This is a genomic window from Micromonospora sp. WMMD735, from assembly GCF_049178995.1.
Taxonomy (GTDB): domain Bacteria; phylum Actinomycetota; class Actinomycetes; order Mycobacteriales; family Micromonosporaceae; genus Micromonospora; species Micromonospora wenchangensis.
The window spans coordinates 320600-337722 of the sequence record NZ_JBMHMJ010000002.1 but is presented as its reverse complement, the minus strand read 5'-3'; the positions used below and the strand labels follow the sequence as shown (position 1 = coordinate 337722).

The 17123-nt window shown below is 71.9% G+C and carries 17 protein-coding genes; 8 read left to right on the top strand and 9 right to left on the bottom strand.

The genetic code is table 11. The annotated features are described in order from the left end of the window. Positions 1-105 precede the first annotated feature (105 nt). The 3 genes from ACN268_RS01650 to ACN268_RS01640 all read left to right on the top strand — a co-directional run bounded on the left by ACN268_RS01650 (position 106) and on the right by ACN268_RS01640 (position 2851). On the top strand, positions 106-1092 hold the full coding sequence (locus ACN268_RS01650; protein WP_421481379.1) for an aldo/keto reductase: 987 nt from the start codon (positions 106-108) through the stop codon (positions 1090-1092). 158 nt (positions 1093-1250) lie between these two features. Beyond that, complete coding sequence (locus tag ACN268_RS01645; RefSeq protein ID WP_421481378.1) at positions 1251-1940, top strand: TetR/AcrR family transcriptional regulator; 690 nt, start codon at positions 1251-1253, stop codon at positions 1938-1940. Beyond that, positions 1937-2851 (top strand): alpha/beta fold hydrolase, encoded by a 915-nt coding sequence (locus ACN268_RS01640; protein WP_421481377.1) that lies wholly within the window; start codon positions 1937-1939, stop codon positions 2849-2851. The genes ACN268_RS01645 and ACN268_RS01640 overlap by 4 nt, the downstream gene beginning before the upstream one ends. Positions 2852-2941: 90 nt before the next feature. Here ACN268_RS01640 and ACN268_RS01635 read toward each other — a convergent pair whose 3' ends face one another. Beyond that, on the bottom strand, positions 2942-3586 hold the full coding sequence (locus ACN268_RS01635) for an O-methyltransferase (RefSeq protein ID WP_421481376.1): 645 nt from the start codon (positions 3584-3586) through the stop codon (positions 2942-2944). Positions 3587-3693: 107 nt separating this feature from the next. Here ACN268_RS01635 and ACN268_RS01630 point away from each other — a divergent pair, with 107 nt between their 5' ends. Next, a complete protein-coding gene (locus ACN268_RS01630) occupies positions 3694-4284 on the top strand; it encodes a TetR/AcrR family transcriptional regulator (protein ID WP_302742505.1) in 591 nt (196 codons plus the stop codon). A gap of 340 nt (positions 4285-4624) precedes the next feature. On the opposite strand, the gene ACN268_RS01625 is transcribed toward ACN268_RS01630, so the two are convergent. Beyond that, positions 4625-5089 (bottom strand): phosphotransferase family protein, encoded by a 465-nt coding sequence (locus ACN268_RS01625; protein WP_302742503.1) that lies wholly within the window; start codon positions 5087-5089, stop codon positions 4625-4627. 176 nt (positions 5090-5265) lie between these two features. After that, on the bottom strand, positions 5266-6246 hold the full coding sequence (locus tag ACN268_RS01620; protein WP_421481375.1) for a zinc-dependent alcohol dehydrogenase family protein: 981 nt from the start codon (positions 6244-6246) through the stop codon (positions 5266-5268). 81 nt (positions 6247-6327) lie between these two features. On the opposite strand from ACN268_RS01620, the gene ACN268_RS01615 reads away from it, so the two are divergent. Together ACN268_RS01615 and ACN268_RS01610 are read left to right on the top strand one after the other, a co-directional pair. Then, positions 6328-6687 (top strand): winged helix-turn-helix transcriptional regulator, encoded by a 360-nt coding sequence (locus tag ACN268_RS01615; RefSeq protein ID WP_302742499.1) that lies wholly within the window; start codon positions 6328-6330, stop codon positions 6685-6687. A gap of 189 nt (positions 6688-6876) precedes the next feature. Continuing rightward, positions 6877-8139 carry a prolyl oligopeptidase family serine peptidase gene (locus ACN268_RS01610; RefSeq protein ID WP_421481374.1) on the top strand — a complete coding sequence of 421 codons (1263 nt, stop codon included), beginning with the start codon at positions 6877-6879 and terminating at the stop codon, positions 8137-8139. Between the two features lie 80 nt (positions 8140-8219). Here ACN268_RS01610 and ACN268_RS01605 read toward each other — a convergent pair whose 3' ends face one another. After that, positions 8220-9158, bottom strand: a complete 939-nt coding sequence (locus ACN268_RS01605; protein WP_421481373.1) for a LysR family transcriptional regulator — start codon at positions 9156-9158, stop codon at positions 8220-8222. Between the two features lie 109 nt (positions 9159-9267). Between ACN268_RS01605 and ACN268_RS01600 the strand changes: the two genes are divergently transcribed. Continuing rightward, the gene (locus ACN268_RS01600) at positions 9268-10185 is read left to right on the top strand and encodes an NAD(P)H-binding protein (protein WP_421481372.1); all 918 of its coding nucleotides are present in this window, start codon (positions 9268-9270) and stop codon (positions 10183-10185) included. After that, positions 10175-10540, top strand: coding sequence for a darcynin family protein (locus ACN268_RS01595; protein WP_302742491.1), 366 nt, complete (start codon positions 10175-10177; stop codon positions 10538-10540). The genes ACN268_RS01600 and ACN268_RS01595 overlap by 11 nt, the downstream gene beginning before the upstream one ends. A gap of 87 nt (positions 10541-10627) precedes the next feature. Here ACN268_RS01595 and ACN268_RS01590 read toward each other — a convergent pair whose 3' ends face one another. The 5 genes from ACN268_RS01590 to ACN268_RS01570 all read right to left on the bottom strand — a co-directional run bounded on the left by ACN268_RS01590 (position 10628) and on the right by ACN268_RS01570 (position 17103). Beyond that, positions 10628-11572 carry an aldo/keto reductase gene (locus ACN268_RS01590; RefSeq protein ID WP_421481371.1) on the bottom strand — a complete coding sequence of 315 codons (945 nt, stop codon included), beginning with the start codon at positions 11570-11572 and terminating at the stop codon, positions 10628-10630. Positions 11573-11652: 80 nt separating this feature from the next. Next, positions 11653-12213 carry a GNAT family N-acetyltransferase gene (locus ACN268_RS01585; RefSeq protein WP_363658216.1) on the bottom strand — a complete coding sequence of 187 codons (561 nt, stop codon included), beginning with the start codon at positions 12211-12213 and terminating at the stop codon, positions 11653-11655. Between the two features lie 11 nt (positions 12214-12224). Further along, the gene (locus ACN268_RS01580; RefSeq protein ID WP_421481370.1) at positions 12225-14600 is read right to left on the bottom strand and encodes an ATP-binding cassette domain-containing protein; all 2376 of its coding nucleotides are present in this window, start codon (positions 14598-14600) and stop codon (positions 12225-12227) included. Then, entirely contained in the window at positions 14597-15541 is a 945-nt protein-coding gene (locus tag ACN268_RS01575) for an ABC transporter permease (protein ID WP_363658220.1), read from the bottom strand. Before ACN268_RS01575 ends, ACN268_RS01580 begins: the two co-directional genes overlap by 4 nt. Further along, positions 15538-17103, bottom strand: coding sequence for an ABC transporter substrate-binding protein (locus tag ACN268_RS01570; RefSeq protein WP_421481369.1), 1566 nt, complete (start codon positions 17101-17103; stop codon positions 15538-15540). Before ACN268_RS01570 ends, ACN268_RS01575 begins: the two co-directional genes overlap by 4 nt. Positions 17104-17123 lie beyond the last annotated feature (20 nt).

The following is a 17123-nucleotide window of genomic DNA, read 5'->3' as shown; positions in this document are numbered from 1 at the left end:
GGCACCGAGCCAGGGAGTGGCGCTCCCACGACAAGCGCTCCGCTGCCGGCGGGCCGGGAAGTGGCGCAGGGTGGAGCCGGGATCGACCGACGAGGGAGAGTTTCGATGCAGACACGCAGGTTGGGTGACACGGGTCCCACGGTTTCCGCGGTGGGGCTGGGGGCGATGAGCATGTCGGGCACGTACGGCCCGGCCGATCGTGGGGAGAGCATCGCCACCGTACGGGCCGCGCTGGACGCGGGGGTCACGCTGGTGGACACGGGCGACTTCTACGGCATGGGGCACAACGAGCTGCTGTTGTCGGAGGCGTTGCGGGGACGCGACCGGGACAGCTATCTGCTGAGTGTGAAGTTCGGGCAGCAGGTGGGGCCGGGCATGCGGTTCGCCGGTCAGGACTCCCGCCCGGATTCGGTGCGCAACTTCCTGAGCTACTCGCTGACCCGGCTCGGCGTCGACCACGTGGACATCTACCGGCCGGCCCGGCTCGACCGGTCGGTGCCGATCGAGGACACGGTCGGCGCGATCAAGGACATGATCGACGCCGGTTACGTGCGGTACATGGGGCTGTCCGAGGTCGACGCGCAGACCGTCAGGCGGGCGCACGCCGTACACCCGGTTGCCGATCTCCAGATCGAGTACTCGCTGCTGTCGCGGGCGGTCGAGGCCGACGTGCTGCCCACGCTGCGGGAGCTGGGCATCGGGCTGACCGCGTACGGGGTGCTGGGCCGTGGTCTGCTGTCGGGGAACTGGGTGCCGGGGCGGGCGGACGATCCGCGTAACCATGCTCCCCGCTTCTCCGCTGAGAACGCGTCGCACAACCTCGCCCTGGTGGAGGCGTTGCGGCGGGTCGCCGACGCGAAGGGGTGCACGGTGGCGCAGTTGGCGATCGCGTGGGTGGCGGCGCAGGACCCGTCCATCGTCGCGCTGGTCGGTGCGCGTACCCGGCTGCGGCTGGCCGAGGCGTTGCCGGCGCTGGAGGTGGAGCTGTCGGCCGGTGATCTCGAAGAGATCGAGAGGGCCGTGCCGAAGGGCGCGGCGCGCGGTGACCGCTACCCGGCGGCGTTCATGGCGAGCCTCGGCGTCGGCAACTAGCGCCTCGGCACGCCGCCGTGAACGGCCGGTTCGGACCGGCCACGAGATCCCGGGTCGGGCAGCGCGCGACGGACGGCCACGACGTGACCGCCCTGCGGCGAGGCACCGGCCGGGGTCGCCGGTCGACGGCCCCGACGCCCTGAGATACGATACGGCACGTGGCGTATCGGAATGGAGAGTCTCCAGCGGCCCGCGGCCGACCGCGCGATGCCGACCTTGAGCGTCGGATCACCGCGGCCGTACTCGAAATCCTCGCCGAGGACGGGTACGAGGACGTGACCTTCGAAGCGGTGGCTCGACGCTGCCAGACGTCGAAGGCCAGCCTGTACCGGCGCTGGGGAGCCAAGCGGGACATGGTCATCGCCGCGGTGAAGGCAGGGCCCGCCCGGCACTCGACGTCCCCGCCACCGCAGGGGGCGACCCTGCGCGAGGACCTCCTGATCCTGGCCCGACGGCTGGAGGGCACGATGGCCGCCGCCGACATCGGCACCGCGTTGATGCTGCTCCAGGCCGGGCTGAAAGACCCCGAACTGTGCGACGCCATCGAGAGCTCCGCGGGACCCACGGGGGCCAGACTGCCGCAGGCGGTCATCGACGCCGCGGTCGCTCGCGGCGAACTGCCCACCGGGGCGAGCCCGTTCGCCTTCGACGAGGTCGTCGGGTCGGTGCTGCTGCTCCGGCACGCGAACGGCCTTGCGGTCGACGACGCCTACCTGTCCGCACTCGTGGACACCGTGATCATCCCTGCGCTCGTCGCCTCCGCCACCAGCGTCACCACGTTGCCCGCCGGCCTCTTCTCCGGCCATCCCGAAACCCGCGCCACCAACCGACCCCAGGAGGACCAGTGACCACACCATTTGTGATCGACAACTTCACCTACCGCACGATCGCCGGCGACACCGGCGTCGACCTCAACGTCGCCGTCGGCGGCCAGGGGCCGGCCGTCGTGCTGCTCCACGGTTTTCCGCAGACCCACTACATGTGGCGACACGTCGCCGGGAAGCTCGCGACCGACCACACCGTCATCGTCCCCGACCTGCGCGGCTACGGAGCCAGCGGCAAGCCCGTCGCCGACGACCCGGGCACCTACGCCAAGCGCACGATGGGCAACGACGTGATCGCCATCACCGGTCAGCTCGGCTTCGACCGCTTCGGGCTCATCGGCCACGACCGCGGTGCTCTCGTCGCCGTCCGCGCCGGGCTCGACCACCCCGAGGCGGTGCGCTACCTCGGCATCCTCGACGTCCTGCCGACCCTGGACACGTGGGCCGTCCTGCAGGGCGTCAACGCCAAGGTCGCCTGGCACCTCTACCTCATGGCCCAGCCGGCCGGCCTGCCCGAGAAGATGATCGCCGCCGTCGGTCCCGAGTTCTTCGGCTCCTTCCTCGACGCATGGGACCCCACCGGCACCACCTTCACTTCCGACGAGCGCGACCACTACGTCGACAGCTCCGTCGCCGCGATCGACTCGATCGTGGCCGACTACCGCGCGACGGCCAGCATCGACCTCGACATGGACATCGCCGACCGTGAACGCGGCGCACACCTCACGATGCCCGTCGGTGTCATCTCCCAGGACTGGGGCTCCCAACTCGGCTTCGACGCCTCCGCGCTCTGGCGCGCGTGGGCCCCGGACCTCACCTACCAGGCCACCGACAGCGGACACTTCATGGCCGAGGAGAACCCCGACGAGATCGTCACGTTCATCACCGCGCTGGCCAGGCGCGCTCCCGCCACCGGGCACCGGAACGAGGAATGAGACCTGTCCCGGGGGTCGAGTCGCCCGCCCGGCCGTACGAAAACCGACGCCAACGCCTCACACCACTGCGACAAGGCTGCCGCTCGTTGATCAGCGGCCCGTCCAGCAACTGAGTTCCATGCCGTCCTCGACCGGGAAGTCGATGCTGACGTAGCCGTTGGCCGGGTCGCGGACGTAGGCCAGGTAATCGCTCATCGACTCGAACGTGGAGTCGTCGCCGACGACCAGGGCGCCCGGGGCGAGCCGGTCCTCGATCAGGCGCAGGACGGGCAGGCACATCTCCTTCCAGCCGTCGAGCAGCGCCAGACCGATCGGGCCGCCGACCGCGCCGAGAGTGGTCAGCGCGTCGCCCTCGAGCACGGTCACCAGGTCACTGAACCCGGCCTCCTCGATGGTGGCGCGGGCCGCCCTCACCTTGGTCGCACTGAGCTCGGTCGTCGTGACGTGCCCGATCCCGTTGTCGCGCACGGCCGCGGCGAGGTAGAGCGTCGAGATCCCGTACGAGGTGCCGAACTCGACCACCGTCTGCGGTCGGGCCGCGCGGACCAGGGCGTAGAGCAGGTCGCCGCCGCGGGCCGAGATCGGCATGTAGATGTCTTCGAGCAGATCGGAACGTTCCTGGGGGGTGGCCGTGGGGGCGGGCCGACCCGGCGAGCGCTCATCGTCGCGCTCGGCCTCGGTGAACAGCCGGGCGATCAGGTCGCGGACCGCAGGGTCGTGCAGTGTCGTCGTCATGAGCATTAGACTAGACGCAACGTTGCGTCTAGGAAAGTGGCGGGTCTTGTAGCGTCTCCGAAGACGTGGATCTCACGGGAAAGGCACCTCACGGGAAGGAGCGCCCGATGCATCGCGGCAACCGGCACGGCCGCAGCGAGGCGGCCCGCGAGGCCGTGCTCCGGGCGGCGGACGACCTCGTCGCCGAGATCGGCTACGCCAGGGTCACCATCGAGGGCATCGCCGCCCGGGCCGGCGTCGCCAAGCAGACGATCTACCGGTGGTGGCGTTCCAAGACCGACATCCTGGTCGACGCGTTCACCGCCGACAGCGTCCAGGAGCTGACGCTGCCCGACACCGGTGCCTTCCGCACCGACCTGCGCGCCCACCTCGACGAACTGGTCCGCTTCCTGGAGGTGTCCGACTCGGGGGCGGTGTTCCGGGCCCTGGCCGGCCAGGCCCAACACGATCCCGACCTGGCCGCCCGGCTACGCGCAGAGGTCCTGCCACAGCTGCGCGCCCGCGACCGCATGCCGTTCGACCGGGCAGCGGCACGCGGCGAACTACCCGCCGACACCGACGTCGACCTCCTCGTCGACCAGGTGGTCGGGCCGATCCACTTCCGGGTACTGGTGACCGGCGAACCGGTGACACCCGCACTGCTGGACGCGCTGGTCACCAGGGCGGCCCAGCAACCACCGCGCGCGGCAGCCACCTAGAAGCGGCCCGCCGCACCGGCTGTCGGGGACCGGGCTCTCATCAGCGCCACGATCGCTCGGCTGCGAGCCGCGTACGGCCTCCACCCCACGGCGGTTGCCAGACCCCGGGCACTGACCATGATTCGAATCGCCTGCCTCCAGGCACGCCAAGGCGACGTTGCCAGTGCGCTCCAGTCGGCACGAGCCGGTTCAGCCGACGCGGACGGCGTGCACTCCAGCCGGCTACAGGACGACCTTCGCGTCCTCCACAGGGCTTTCGAATCCGTCGCTGTAGAGCCCGCTCTCCAAGACGAGCTGGCAGCGATGCGCGCCCACTCGGCCGACGTGCCGAGTAGCAGATCTAGAAGCCTGTCCAGCCAGCCGGAGCCGACCCGTCGCGCAATGTGATCAGCCGATGCGTCAACTGTCGCTGTCGCTGCGCATCAGTGTCCGCCGACTGCGCCAACCACAACGTCATCCGCAACATGCGGATCTGCCGAAGTGCCGGCCACGCAGAGCCCAGGCGGACGTCATACCCGTAGGTCTCCGCAGACGTCGCGTACCCGTGCTCGGTGAACCATCCGCACTCGTAGTAGAGAGCGCTGAGGGTCGGATCCCACTCCGGTGGTCCGACACGCACGGCCTCCGGGTCCACGAATGCCCACCGACCACCGGAAGTCATGAGAAGGTTCTCCATGTGCGCGTCGCCGTGCAGCACCGTCTCCCCGAGCGCAAACGTCGTCTGCTCCCACTGTGCCGCGAGATGTTCGCGCTGCTCCCGCAGAAACGTCCGGTCCCTCACACCCAGAGCGGCAGCCCTGTCCAACTGCTCACCGAGCTTGGCAAACGGCGACAGGCGGGGGGCAGCAGCCCTGACGGCCGGGAGACGCCGTGTAGTTGGCGTAGACAGTCAGCAAGTGTCACCAGGTCAGCTGCGCGACCGTCCATCACGTCGGTCGTGCTCGAAGACCGGCGGTGTCAGACGATGGGCCCGGCCCGCAGTCACGGCGTCACCACGATCTTGCCCGCCGCCGTTCCCTGCTCCAGGTACCGGTGGGCCCCGACGATGTCGTCCAGCGTGAACACCCGGTCCACCGCCGGTTGCAGCACCCCGGTGCCGACACCGGCGGTCAGGAACGCGGCGACCCGCCGGGCGGTCACCGGGTCGACCATGTCCGCGATGCTCATGTAGCGGTGGATGGTCAGCGACGGATTCGCCGGGAACGACGCCGGCCGTGGGTCCAGCCAACCCACCGTGGCCAGGGTGCCGCCGAGCTTCGCGGCCAGCGACAGTTCGGCAAGGCCCGGACCCATGACGGCGTCCAGGATGATGTCGACGCCCACTCCCCCGGTGTGCCGCCGCGCCGCCTCCACGACGTCCTCCCGGTCGGTGGCGATCACCGCGGCGGCCCCGGCGGCCACCAGGCTGTCCACCTTGGCGCTGTGTCGGGTGACCGCGATCGGGACCGCGCCGATCTGGTTGGCGATCTGGATCGCGGCCCGCCCGACACCGCCCGACGCCGCGGTGATCAGGATCTGGTCCCCGGGTCGCATTCCGGCCCTCTCCACCAGCGCACCGTAGGCGGTGAAGTACGACACCCAGAGCGCCGCCGCGTCGACGGGCTCCAGCCCGGCGGGCCGTGGCACCACCCGGTCGGCCGGCAGCGTGGTGTACTCGGCATACGCGCCTGTGGTCTCGAAGTCGGGGATCGCCCCCAGGATGACGGGGTCGCCGACGGCCAGTCCGGTCACTGCGGGTCCGACCGCGTCGACCACACCGGTTCCCTCGACGCCCAGCCGCGCGTGCGGCAGCCGTACGGGCCGCGGGGACTGCCCGGCCCGGACCATCTGGTCGAGCGGGTTGGCGGCGAAGGCTTCGATCCGTACGCGTACCTCGTCGGCTGCGGGCGCGACGACCGGCTCGTCGACGATGCGCAGCACGTCCGGACCGCCGGTCTCGTCGAATACGACCACTCGTGGCATGAAAGGGCTCCCTGTGCTCCTGATGGGCTTCACCGGAAACGCTACGGAGCCGATAGGAACCTGCTGGTACCTTTCGACCTTGTGCACAACTCCCCCGGTCAGGTCTTTCTCGCCGACTGCCCCACCCGCCTGGCGGTGGAGATCATCACCGAGAAGTGGGCGGTGATCGTGCTGTTCGCGCTCAGCCGGCAACCCCGACGCCCCGGTGAACTCGCCCACCTCATCGGCGGCATCTCCCACAAGGTCCTCACCCAGACCCTGCGCCGTCTACAGGGATACGGCCTGGTCGAACGCCGCGCCTACGCCGAAGCGCCCCCACGCGTCGAGTACAGCCTCACCCCACTCGGGCAGACCCTGGTCGAGCCGATCAGGGTCCTGACCGACTGGGCCCGCGACCACGGCGAAGCCATCGTCGACTTCCAGGAACAGAACGCGCACTGACGCACCCGTCCCGCCGAGGAGATCGAGACGACTCCGGCCGGCCGGTGCGCCGCAGCGAGAGCCACGTCGACGAGGGCAACTGATCGCCACCGGGCGTCGTCGCGCCGTCGGTGACCGGTTGCCAGCGGATCTCCCCGGCGCTAGGTTGACGATCTATCGACAGACATCTACGTAATTGTCGGGGGTCACATGTCCACGTCGGTCACCCGCCGTACCGTCCTGGCCGGCGGTGCCGGCGCCGCCGTCGGCCTCGCGCTGCCCGGTGCCGCCCACGCCGACGGCCACCACCCCACCAGCGTCAGCTTCACTCTCAACGCCACGACGCTCGACGGTGGCGAACAGGTCACCTCGGTCACCCTCGACACCGGCCGACTCGGGCCGATCGACCCCACCGGGCTCAGCACCGGCACGTTCACCGTGCACGCCAGGGCCACCAGCCCGATCCCGATCGCTCCCGGCGACCTGATCTTCAGCGAGTACGACCTGGACCGCCCGGTGACCGCAGCCCGGCTCGACCGGCAGGGAAACATCGTGCTCGACCTGAGCCACGGCGAGGGTCAACTCGGCGGCGGCACCCTCGGCTACATCCTGAGCAAGGGCCGCAACGTCCGGCTGGACCTCGTCTACACCATCACGCAGAACACCCCGCTCGCCCGGCGTCACGGCCCACCCGTCACCGTCACCAGCTTCGTCCAGGGACGGCTGTCGAACCCCGAGGTGGACGCCTTCAGCCACCACGTCTCGGGCTCGGGCATGAAGTACCGGCTGTACTCCCCGAAGCGTTCACCGCGCCATGGCCGGCGACCGCTGATCCTCTGGCTGCACGGTGCCGGCGAGGGCGCCTCACTGCCCGACGGCTACTACGACAACGAAACCACGCTGCGCGCCAACCGCGGCGCGTTGGGCTTCGCCACCCCGCAGGGGCAACGGATCTTCTCCGACGCGTACGTCGTCGCCCCGCAGAGCACCTCCTACTGGATGCAGGACGGTCCCCGGTTCGCCCCGCTGATCGCCGACATCGTCAAGGACCTCGTCCGCCGCGAGCGCGTCGACCCCGACCGGATCTACGTGGTCGGCTGCAGCAACGGCGGATACATGTCCCTGAAGATGACCGTCGCCTATCCCGACCTGTTCGCCGCGTCGGTGCCGATCTGCGGCGTCGTCGAGCCGCTCGGCGGCGAGGGCCCGCCGCTGGTCACCGACGCGGAGCTGGCGGCGATCGACACCCCGACCTGGCTGGTCACCTCGCGTGACGACGACACCGTGCCGCCCGCGACCAACACGGTCCACGCCCACGGCCTCATCCCGGGATCGCTGATCACCCTGTACGACCACGTCGTCTGGAACGGTCACCAGTTCCCCGGCCACTTCTCCTGGATCTACGTGGCCCGCAACGACCCGAGCGTCGACGGCACCCACCTCTGGCAGTGGATGTCCCGCCGTCGCCGGTGATCGGCCGTATCCGCGAGTTCTCCCCCCAGCGGTGCGGCCCGCCCCGACGGGCACGGGTACGCGGCCCTGACGTGCAGCTCCTATTCCTCCCGGGCGGGACGGAGCACGTGACGCACGGCGGCACGCAGCCACCGGTGGGCGCCGTCGACGCTGTGCCGTGGGTGCCAGGCCATGCCGATCGTCAGCGGTGGCAGCGGCAGCGGAATGTCCAGCAGGCGCAGCCCCAGCGTGTGCGCCGCGTCGCTGAGCCGTGACGGAGGTTCACCCGGCAGCGCGGTCGGCACCAGGCAGACCACGTCCTCGGCTGCGGCCAGCATCATCGCGGCCAGGTGTCCGGGCAGGACGGCGCTGACCCGCCGGCTGAGCCCCTGTGCGGCCAGGGCCGTGTCCAGCGGGCCGGTGAAGCGTCCGCGGCGGCTGACCGCCACGTGCTCGGCCGCCGCGAGTCTGGCGGCCGTCAGAGTTCCCTCGGCGAGTGGGTGCCCGGCCCTGACCCCGGCCGCCATCCGCAGGGTGACGAGTTCTTCGACGTGGGTCTCCGGGTCGACGTGGTCGATGGCGCCGACTTCCAGGTCGATCCGTCCGTCACGCAGCGCGGGGCCCGCCTCCCACTCCTCGGCCAGCACCCGCAGCGAGACGCCCGGCGCCCGCCGTCGGGCCAGCCGGAGCAGACCGGGCGCGACCGCGTCACCGACCAGGTCCGCGGCCTGGATGGTGAAGGTCCGCCGCAGTGCCGCGGGATCGATTCCGCCGCTCGGGGCGAGCAACGCCTCCAGTTGGCGTACCACCGCGGCGGCCTCGTCCCGCAGCGCCTCGGCGCGCGCAGTGGGCACCATCCGCTGTCCGGCCCGCACCAGTAGTGGATCGCGGAGCACCCGGCGCAACCGGGCCAGGGTACGGCTCATCGCCGCAGGGGAGGTCTGCAGCCGCGCGGCGGCGCGGGTGACGCTCTGCTCGGTCAGTAGGGCGTCGAGAGCGACGGCGAGGTTGGCATCAAGGTTCGGGGCTGGGCTGCTCACCGCATTTATTCCACTTCAGGCAATGATTGGATGCTGAAGTTCCCATTGTGGCAATGCGGTGCCCGTCCGCACGATGGGTGAGTCCTGCCGATCCGACAATCGAGGTTTCATGATCGTCATTACCGGACCCACCGGGAACATCGGGCGGCACCTGCTGTCGCTGCTGATCGAGGCCGCACCCGCAGGCCGTGAGGAGTTGCGTGTCGTCGTCCGGGACCCGGCCCGGCTGCCCGAGGACGTCCGTGGCCGGGTCGAGGTGGTCGTCGGCTCGCACGGCGACGCCGCGACCGTCGAGCGTGCCGTCGCCGGGGCGGACGCCGTGTTCTGGCTGGTGCCACCGGACGCCTCCGGCACGCCCGACGACGCCTACAGCGGCTTCACCCGCCCGGCCGCGCGTGCTTTCGCCGCGCACGGCGTCGGCCATGTCGTCGGCGTCTCGGCGCTCGGCCGTGGCACCCCGCAGGCCGCCCGGGCCGGGCTGGTCACCGCCTCCCTGGCCATGGACGACCTGATCGCCGGCTCCGGCGTCGCCTACCGCGCCCTGGCCTGCCCGTCCTTCTTCGAGAACCTGCTGGAGGAGGTCGACACGATCCGCGACGACGGCGTCTTCACCGACACCGTCGCCCCGGACCGTCGCGCCCCCATGGTGGCCGTCGCCGACATCGCCGCCGCCGCGGCCGGGCTGCTGCTGGACCGCTCCTGGACCGGTGTGGGCGACGTCCCGGTGCTCGGCCCGCAGGACCTCTCGCCCGACGACCTGGCCCGCATCATGACCGAGGAACTGGGTCGTCCGGTCCGCTACCGGCGTCAGTCGCTCGACGAACTGCGCTCCACCATGCTCGGCTACGGCCTCGACGCGGCGTTCGTCGAGGCCATGGTCGACATGAAACGCGCCAAGGACGAGGGCCTGGACTCGGGCGTCGACCGCTCACCGCAGGCGGGGCCGGCCACCACGTTCGCGCAGTGGTGCGCCCGAACGCTGCGGCCCGCCGTCCTCACCACCCAGGGGACCGTCGATGCCCGCTGACCGAACCGAGCCGCCGGTCACCGCTTTCATGCTTGTCAAAACCACCCCCGAGTGGCTGGCGATGACCGTGGCCGAACGCGTCCAGGCCTTCACCACCCACGTTCTCCCCGTCATCCAGGCCCGCACCCACGGTGTCCGCTCCCGCTTCTACGACACGGAGTTCTACTCGGCGCGGGTCACCGACATCTGGGTCTGGGAGGCGGACGACCACGACGCCTACCGCCTGCTGATCGACGCCTTGCGCGAGACCCCCTTCTGGGACCGCTACTTCGAGGTCGTCGACCTGCTCGTGGGCATCGAGAACGGCTACGCCCGCACCTACGGCCTGAAGCCGCTGGCCACCCTCGCCACCTGAGGCTCCACCGGACCGGCCGGTGCCGCCGTCGCCCGACGGCGGCACCGGCTCGGCGGAAGGCGATCCCCCGGAACCCTCCCGTTCCGTTCAGCGGGCGGCGGCCAGCCGGGCCAGCTGCCCGTCCTCCAACGGCACGTGCACCGCGTCGACGGCCTCGTCGAGCTGCGCGAGGCTGCTCACGCCGACGATGGGCCGGATGCCCTGCCGCAGCAGCCAGGCGAGCACCACCTGGTTGCGTGTCGCCCCCGTCTCGACGGTGATCTCGTCGAGCACGCCGAGGACCCGGCTCGTCCCCGGGTGGTCGTAGGCCTCGGGGAGGGGCTTGTCGGGGCGCACGTAGCCGCCGTTGATCAACGGGGTGTAGGCCCACACGTCCAGGCCCTCGGTGTGGGCGTAGTCGAGGTCGTCGGCGGTGAGAAGTTTGTGGCCCAGGTCGGGCAACACGGCACCGGGTCTGGGTTGCGCCAGCGAGTGCCGCAGCTGCACCGCCGACCACTGCGCCACCCCCTGGTCCCGGGCCAGGGCGCGGGCCTGCTCGACACGCCACGAGGCGTGGTTCGCCGCCCCCACCCGACGCACGGTCCCCCTGCTGACGAGCGCGCCGAAGGCGGCGACGGTCTCGGCGAGCGGCACGCTGCGGTCCTCACCGTGTGCCCACAGCAGGTCGACCGCGTCGACGCCCAGCCGGGACAGACTGCCGGCGACGCCCGCCGCGATCGCCCCGGCCGACAGTCCCTCGGCGGACTCGGGCCAGCGGTGCGCCACCAGCGGGTCGTACCGGACCTTCGTCGCGATCCGCACCCGGGCCCGTCCGGCCGGCCGGGCCCGCAGCCACGCCCCGATCACCCGCTCACTGGCCCCGCCGAGACCGCTCGGATCGGACCAGAACGCGTAACAGTTGGCCGTGTCGAGCCACTGCCCGCCCAGCTCCACGAACCTGTCCAGCAGCGCGAACGCGCGGTCCCGGTCCACGGTCGTGCCGTAGTTCATCGTCCCCAGCACCAGCCGGGCCGCTCCCCTGTCCCCTGCCATGGCGTCGACCCTGCCACCTGGAGCGCGCTCCAGGTCAAGCCGTCCGCGACGGATGCGGTACGCCCGGGTACGACGGGCGGCTACCGGTGGCGGCCGGGCAGCGGAATCTCGAAGTGGACGGTCTGGCAGGTGGCGTCGTGGCCGTCACGCGCGTCGTGGACCGGCGTCGCCAGGCTCCGCCAGAACGGTTCGGCACCGGCGACGCGGGTGTCGGTGTGCAGGTACAGCGCGCGGTAACGGGGTTGCCGGGTGACGAAGTCGACGGCGAGGCCGACCAGTGCCCGGGCGAGACCGCACCGTCGGTGTCCGGGCCGCACGTAGACCCGGAACAGCTGCGCGGTGGTGTCGTCGGGGTAGCGCTCGGCGAGGAAACGTGGGTGGGGTGGGCTCTTGGGCGCGGCGGCGCGTACCGCGGTGGTGCCCACGACCTCGTCGCCCTTGGTCGCGACGAACAGGGCGTGCCGGTCGGGTGTGAGATAGGTGCCGTCGAGGTCGATGACGTCGGCGTGCCATTCGGGCCGGTAGCCGAAGCCGAAGTCGCGGTAGAAGGTGTCCAGCATGACGCTGCGCGCCCCGTCGACGTGCCGGGGGCCGGCGATCTGGACCTCGTACGGGCCGACGCGCTGTCGGTGGTGCGGCATGGTTCCTCCGGTCACGGGTGGGTGGGTGCGGTGTCGTCCGCCGGGTGGGTGTGCAGCAGGGCGCGGCTCAGCGGGTGCTGCGCGTGGTGGAGCAGGTCGTCGGCGGGGCCGTCGTCGACGACGCATCCGTTGTCGAGAACGACGATGTGATCGGCGAGGTGCGCGACCACGTCCCGGTCGTGGCTGATCACCACGACGGTCAGCCGGAGGCTGTGCCGCAGTTCGTCGAGGAGGGTGAGGATGCCGTGCTGGGTGAGCCGGTCGAGCCCGGCGGTCGTCTCGTCGCAGATGAGCACCCGGGGCCGGCTGGCCAGGGCCCGGGCGAGTGCGGCGCGGTGCAGTTCGCCGCCGGAGAGCCGGTCGGGGCGTCGGGTGACCGTGGGTTCGGTGAGGCCCACCCGGGTGAGCAGGTCCAGGGCGGTGCGGCGGGCCTGCGCCGGTGGGGCGTCGTGGAGGCGTCGCGCGGGGGCGGCCGTCTGGTCGAGGACGGTCCGGTGGGGGTCGAAGCTGGCGCGGGCGTCCTGGAACACGTACTGGATGGCGGCGAGTTCGTCGGGGCGGCGGCGGTCAAGGTGCCCGGCGAGGGGTTGCCCGTCGAGGGTCACCAGGCCGGTGCGGGTGGGGTGCAGGCCGGCGAGGCAGCGGGCGAGGGTGGTCTTGCCGCTGCCGGAGCGGCCGACCACGGCCAGGCACCGCCCGGCGGGGACGGTCAGGGTGACGTCGTGGAGCACGTCACGTCGTCGGCCGCCGTCGCGGTGGGCGGCGCTCAGACCGGCGACGTGCAGCAGCGGCCGGTCCTGCCGGGTCGCCGTCGACGGCGGGTGCGGTGGCGCGGCGAGCAGGTCCCGGGCGTGCCGGTCTCGGGGGGTGGCGAGGACGTCGGCGGCGGTGCCGTATTCGACGGCGGCTCCCCGGTGCAGCACGAGAATCTGGTCGGCGACGGCGCGCACGAGGTGCAGGTCGTGGCTGAGCAGGAGCACGGCGATGCCGTCGCGGGCGAGGGTGGTGAGTTCCCGGGCGACGTCGGTGCGGGTGAGGGCGTCCTGCCCGGTGGTGGGTTCGTCGGCGATGAGCAGGACGGCGTGGGCGAGTAGGGCGTGGGCGATGACGAGGCGTTGCTGCTGACCGCCGGAGAGCTGGTGCGGGAAACGGCGCAGGAACCGGCGGTCGGTGGGCAGGCTGACCCGGTCGAGGACGGCGGTCACGGCGCGTCGGCGGGCGTTGCGGCCGGTGCCGGGCGTGTGGTGCCGGGCGATCTCGTCGAGCACGGCACCGATGCGGCGTACCGGGTGCAGTGCGGCACCGGGTTGCTGGGGGACGTAGCCGACGCTGCCGGGCGGTGGCGGGGTGCGGGTGGTGACGGGCGCGCCGGCCAGGGTGACGGTGCCGGTGTGGGCGACGTCGCCGAGCAGGGCCCGGCCGGTGGTGGTCTTGCCGCTGCCGGAGGCGCCGACGACGGCGAGGATCTTTCCGGCGGGCAGAGCGAAGGAGACGCCGTCGACCAGGCGGGTGTCGCCGCTGGTGACGGTCAGGTCCCGTACCTCAAGGAGGGTGCCGGGTGTCGGCGGGCGGGGGGCGGTCGTGGGGGGTGCGGGCCGGGGCGGGGGGTCGGTGCGGCGGCTGACCAGCATCTGATCGGTGGCCAGGTTGAGGCCGACGGCCAGGCAGATGAGCAGGGCGGCGGGGACGGCGACGGCCCAGGGTTGCAGGAACAGTCCGGCGCGGTTGCGGTCCACCATGACCGCCCAGTCGGCGGCGTCGGGTGCCACGCCGATGCCCAGGAAGCTGGCGGTGGCCACCAGGTACGTCGCGCCGACGAACCGGACGCCGGCGTCGGCGAGCAGGACCCGGCGGATGCCGGTGCCGACGTAGCCGGGGCCGCGTCGCCACCAGGTCTCGCGGTACAGGCGCATCGCCTCCATGGCCGGCCCGTGGGCCAGGGGCAGCGCGGTGGCCCGGGTGATCCGGGTGATCTCCGGCAGCCCGATCAGCGCGACGATCCCGACCAGGGTGAGCGGTCCGGGCGGTGCGGTGGCGGCCAGCAGGATCAGCAGCAGCAGTGACGGCACGGCCAGCGCCAGGTCCAGTGGGCGCATGAGCAGTTCGTCGGCCCACCGGCGGCGGGTCGACGCGGCCAACAGCCCGAGCGGCACCCCGACGAGGTACGCCAGCAGCGTCGCGGCGACGGCGACGGCGACGACGGACCGGCCGCCGAGCAGGACCTGCTGGCCGACGTCGCGGCCGACGAAGTCGGTGCCCAGCGGCCCGTCGGCGGCGAACGGGAACGTGCGGCCGGCCGGCTCCCCGGCCAGCAGCGGGCCGCCCACGGCCAGACCGAGCGGCACGCTGAGCAGCGCCGCCACGGTCAGGGTGCGCAGCCGCCTCATCGGCCCACCGGGGTACGCGGGGCGAGGCGGAACGCCACCAGGTCGGCGGCCAGGTTCACCAGCACCGTGGCGACGGCGACGAGGACGCACAGTGCCTGCACGGTGGGCACGTCGCGGGTGGACACGGCGTCGACCAGGGCGGTGCCGAGTCCGGGGATGACGAACACCGCCTCGACGACGATGACCCCGCCGAGCAGCCAGTCGGTGGTGCGGGCGAGTTGCTGCACGACCGGTGCCAGGGCGTCGGGCAGGGCGTGGCGCAGCCAGAGCCGGCCGCCGGTGATGCCGAGGCGTCGGGCGTGGCGGAGGTGCTCGGCGCGTAGCGCGTCGAGCAGGCCGGCGCGGGTGAGTCGGCTGATGGTGCAGACCGGCCGGGCGAGCAGCACGAGCAGGGGCAGTACGAGCACCGACGGCTGGGCGAGCAGGTCGGCGCCGAACGCGGTGGGTGGCAGCCAGCCGAGGCGCACGCCGAAGACCGCGACGAGCAGGATCGCCAGGGCGAACTCCGGCACCGCGTACAGGGCGACCGACACCGCGGACACCGTCCGGTCCAGTGGTCCCCCCTCCCGGCGGGCCGCCAGCATGCCCAGGGCGACGGCGAGCGGTACGAGCACGAGCAGGGTCACCGCCGCCAGCAGCAGGGTGACGCCCGCGCTGTCGGCGAGCCGGTCGACGATCGGCCGTCCCGAGATCAGTGACACGCCGAGGTCGCCGTGGAGCAGGTCGGTCAGCCAGTCGAGGTAGCGCTGCCAGGCCGGCCGGTCGAGGTCCAGCTGTTGCCGGACGGCCGCGATCCGGGCCGGGTCGGGCTGGTCGCCGGCGATCACCACGGCGGCGTCACCGGGCAGCGCCTCGGTGAGCACGAACACGATGGTGGTGATCCCGGCGACCTGCCCGAGGCCGAGCAGCAGCCGCCCGGCGGCGTAGCGGGGCAGACTCACCCCAGCCAGACCTTGTCGAAGCGGGCCCAGTCGAGGGTGTTGGCCGGCGCCTGGGCGGAGACGCCACCGACGCGGGGTGCGGTGGCGACGAGGAAGTCGGCGAAACCCCAGATCAGGAAGCCGCCCTCGGCGTGCAGGACGCGCTGCATGTCGCCGTACGCCTGCCGGCGGGTGGCCTCGTCGGTGCTGGAGACCGCCCGGGTGTAGAGGGCGTCGAAGTCGGGGCGGGTCCACCGGGTCGCGTTGGTGGTGGAGGTGGTCAGCAGCCGCTGGGAGATGTGCGTCTCGATGGGCATGGCGCCGGAGCGGTACGAGGACAGCACACCGGTGTCGAGGATGTCCTTCCAGTAGGTGTCCTTGTTGCCCAGCGCGGTGTCGATGACCAGGCCGGCCTGTCTGGCCTGGTCGGTGAGGATGCTGGCGGCCTCGACGAAGCCGCTGGCCACCGAGGCGGTGTCGAGGCGTATCCGCAGGCCCCGGGCGTCGGCCTTGTCGATCAGGAAGCGGGCCCGGTCGAGGTCGTGGGTGCGTTGGGTGATGTCGTCGGCGTAGTGCTGGTAGCCCTTGCCGAACAGGTCGTTGCCGATCTGCCCGGACCCGGCGAGGACGGTGTCGACGAGCTGTCGGCGGTCGGTGAGCAGGAACATGGCCTCGCGGAGGTCCCGGTTGTCGAACGGCGGCCGGTCGACCTTCATGGCGAAGGACTGCATGGTGCTGTTCGGCATCCGGGTGACGGTCAGCCGGGTGCTGCCGGCGTGGGTGCGGGCGGTGGTGGGGGTGATGTCGTGGGCGTACTCCACCTGCCCGGCGAGCAGGGCGTTGACCCGGGCCGACTCCTCGTTGCTGATCAGGTATTCCAGCTCGTCGAGGTGGGCTGCGCCCTCCCAGTAGCCGTCGTAGCGTTTGAGCAGCAGTGACCGGCCGGGCTGCCAGGAGTCGAAGGTGAACGGCCCGGATCCGACGGGCCGGGTGAAGCTGTCGGTGCCCTCGGGGACGATGTACGCGCCGAACGCGGCCAGGGCGTTGGGGAACTCGGCGAAGGGGCGGGTGAGGGCCAGTTCCACGGTCCGGTCGTCGATGACGCGGCTGCGGGGCAGGTCGAGCAGGCCGAGGCTGGCTCTGGCCCGGTACGCCTTCTTCGGGTCGGTGATCCTGGCGTAGCTGTACAGCACGTCGGCGGCGCGGACCGGCCGCCCGTCGTGGAACGTCGCCTCCCGCAGGCTGATCCGCCAGCGGGTGAGGTCGCCGTTGGGTTCCCATCGTGCGGCGAGGCGCGGCCGGATGGAGACGTCGGGGCCGTAGTCGGCGAGCTTGTCGAACATCGCCTTGGCCCGGGACGCCTCGTTGAACAGGTTGGCCAGGTGCGGGTCCAACGTCTCGTTGACGCCGCCGCCGGCGAACGCCGCCCGCAGCCGGCCGCCGCGCCGGGGTCGCCCGGCGGCGGGGGTGCTCGGGTCGTCGCCCCCACCGCAGCCGGCCAGCAGGGTGGCGGAGACGGCGGCGACACCGCTGAGCAGGCCGCGACGGGTCACCCTCGACACGTCCGCAGACGATCTATCCATTATGAATGTCCTTTCCGATA

Coding starts and splice junctions, on each gene's coding strand:
- ACN268_RS01650 (WP_421481379.1), top strand. CDS start 106: ATGCAGACACGCAGGTTGGGTGACACGGGTCCCACGGTTTCCGCGGTG.
- ACN268_RS01635 (WP_421481376.1), bottom strand. CDS start 3,586: ATGACGACGACACTGCACGACCCTGCGGTCCGCGACCTGATCGCCCGG.
- ACN268_RS01630 (WP_302742505.1), top strand. CDS start 3,694: ATGCATCGCGGCAACCGGCACGGCCGCAGCGAGGCGGCCCGCGAGGCC.
- ACN268_RS01620 (WP_421481375.1), bottom strand. CDS start 6,246: ATGCCACGAGTGGTCGTATTCGACGAGACCGGCGGTCCGGACGTGCTG.
- ACN268_RS01610 (WP_421481374.1), top strand. CDS start 6,877: ATGTCCACGTCGGTCACCCGCCGTACCGTCCTGGCCGGCGGTGCCGGC.
- ACN268_RS01600 (WP_421481372.1), top strand. CDS start 9,268: ATGATCGTCATTACCGGACCCACCGGGAACATCGGGCGGCACCTGCTG.
- ACN268_RS01595 (WP_302742491.1), top strand. CDS start 10,175: ATGCCCGCTGACCGAACCGAGCCGCCGGTCACCGCTTTCATGCTTGTC.
- ACN268_RS01590 (WP_421481371.1), bottom strand. CDS start 11,572: ATGGCAGGGGACAGGGGAGCGGCCCGGCTGGTGCTGGGGACGATGAAC.
- ACN268_RS01585 (WP_363658216.1), bottom strand. CDS start 12,213: ATGCCGCACCACCGACAGCGCGTCGGCCCGTACGAGGTCCAGATCGCC.
- ACN268_RS01580 (WP_421481370.1), bottom strand. CDS start 14,600: ATGAGGCGGCTGCGCACCCTGACCGTGGCGGCGCTGCTCAGCGTGCCG.
- ACN268_RS01570 (WP_421481369.1), bottom strand. CDS start 17,103: ATGGATAGATCGTCTGCGGACGTGTCGAGGGTGACCCGTCGCGGCCTG.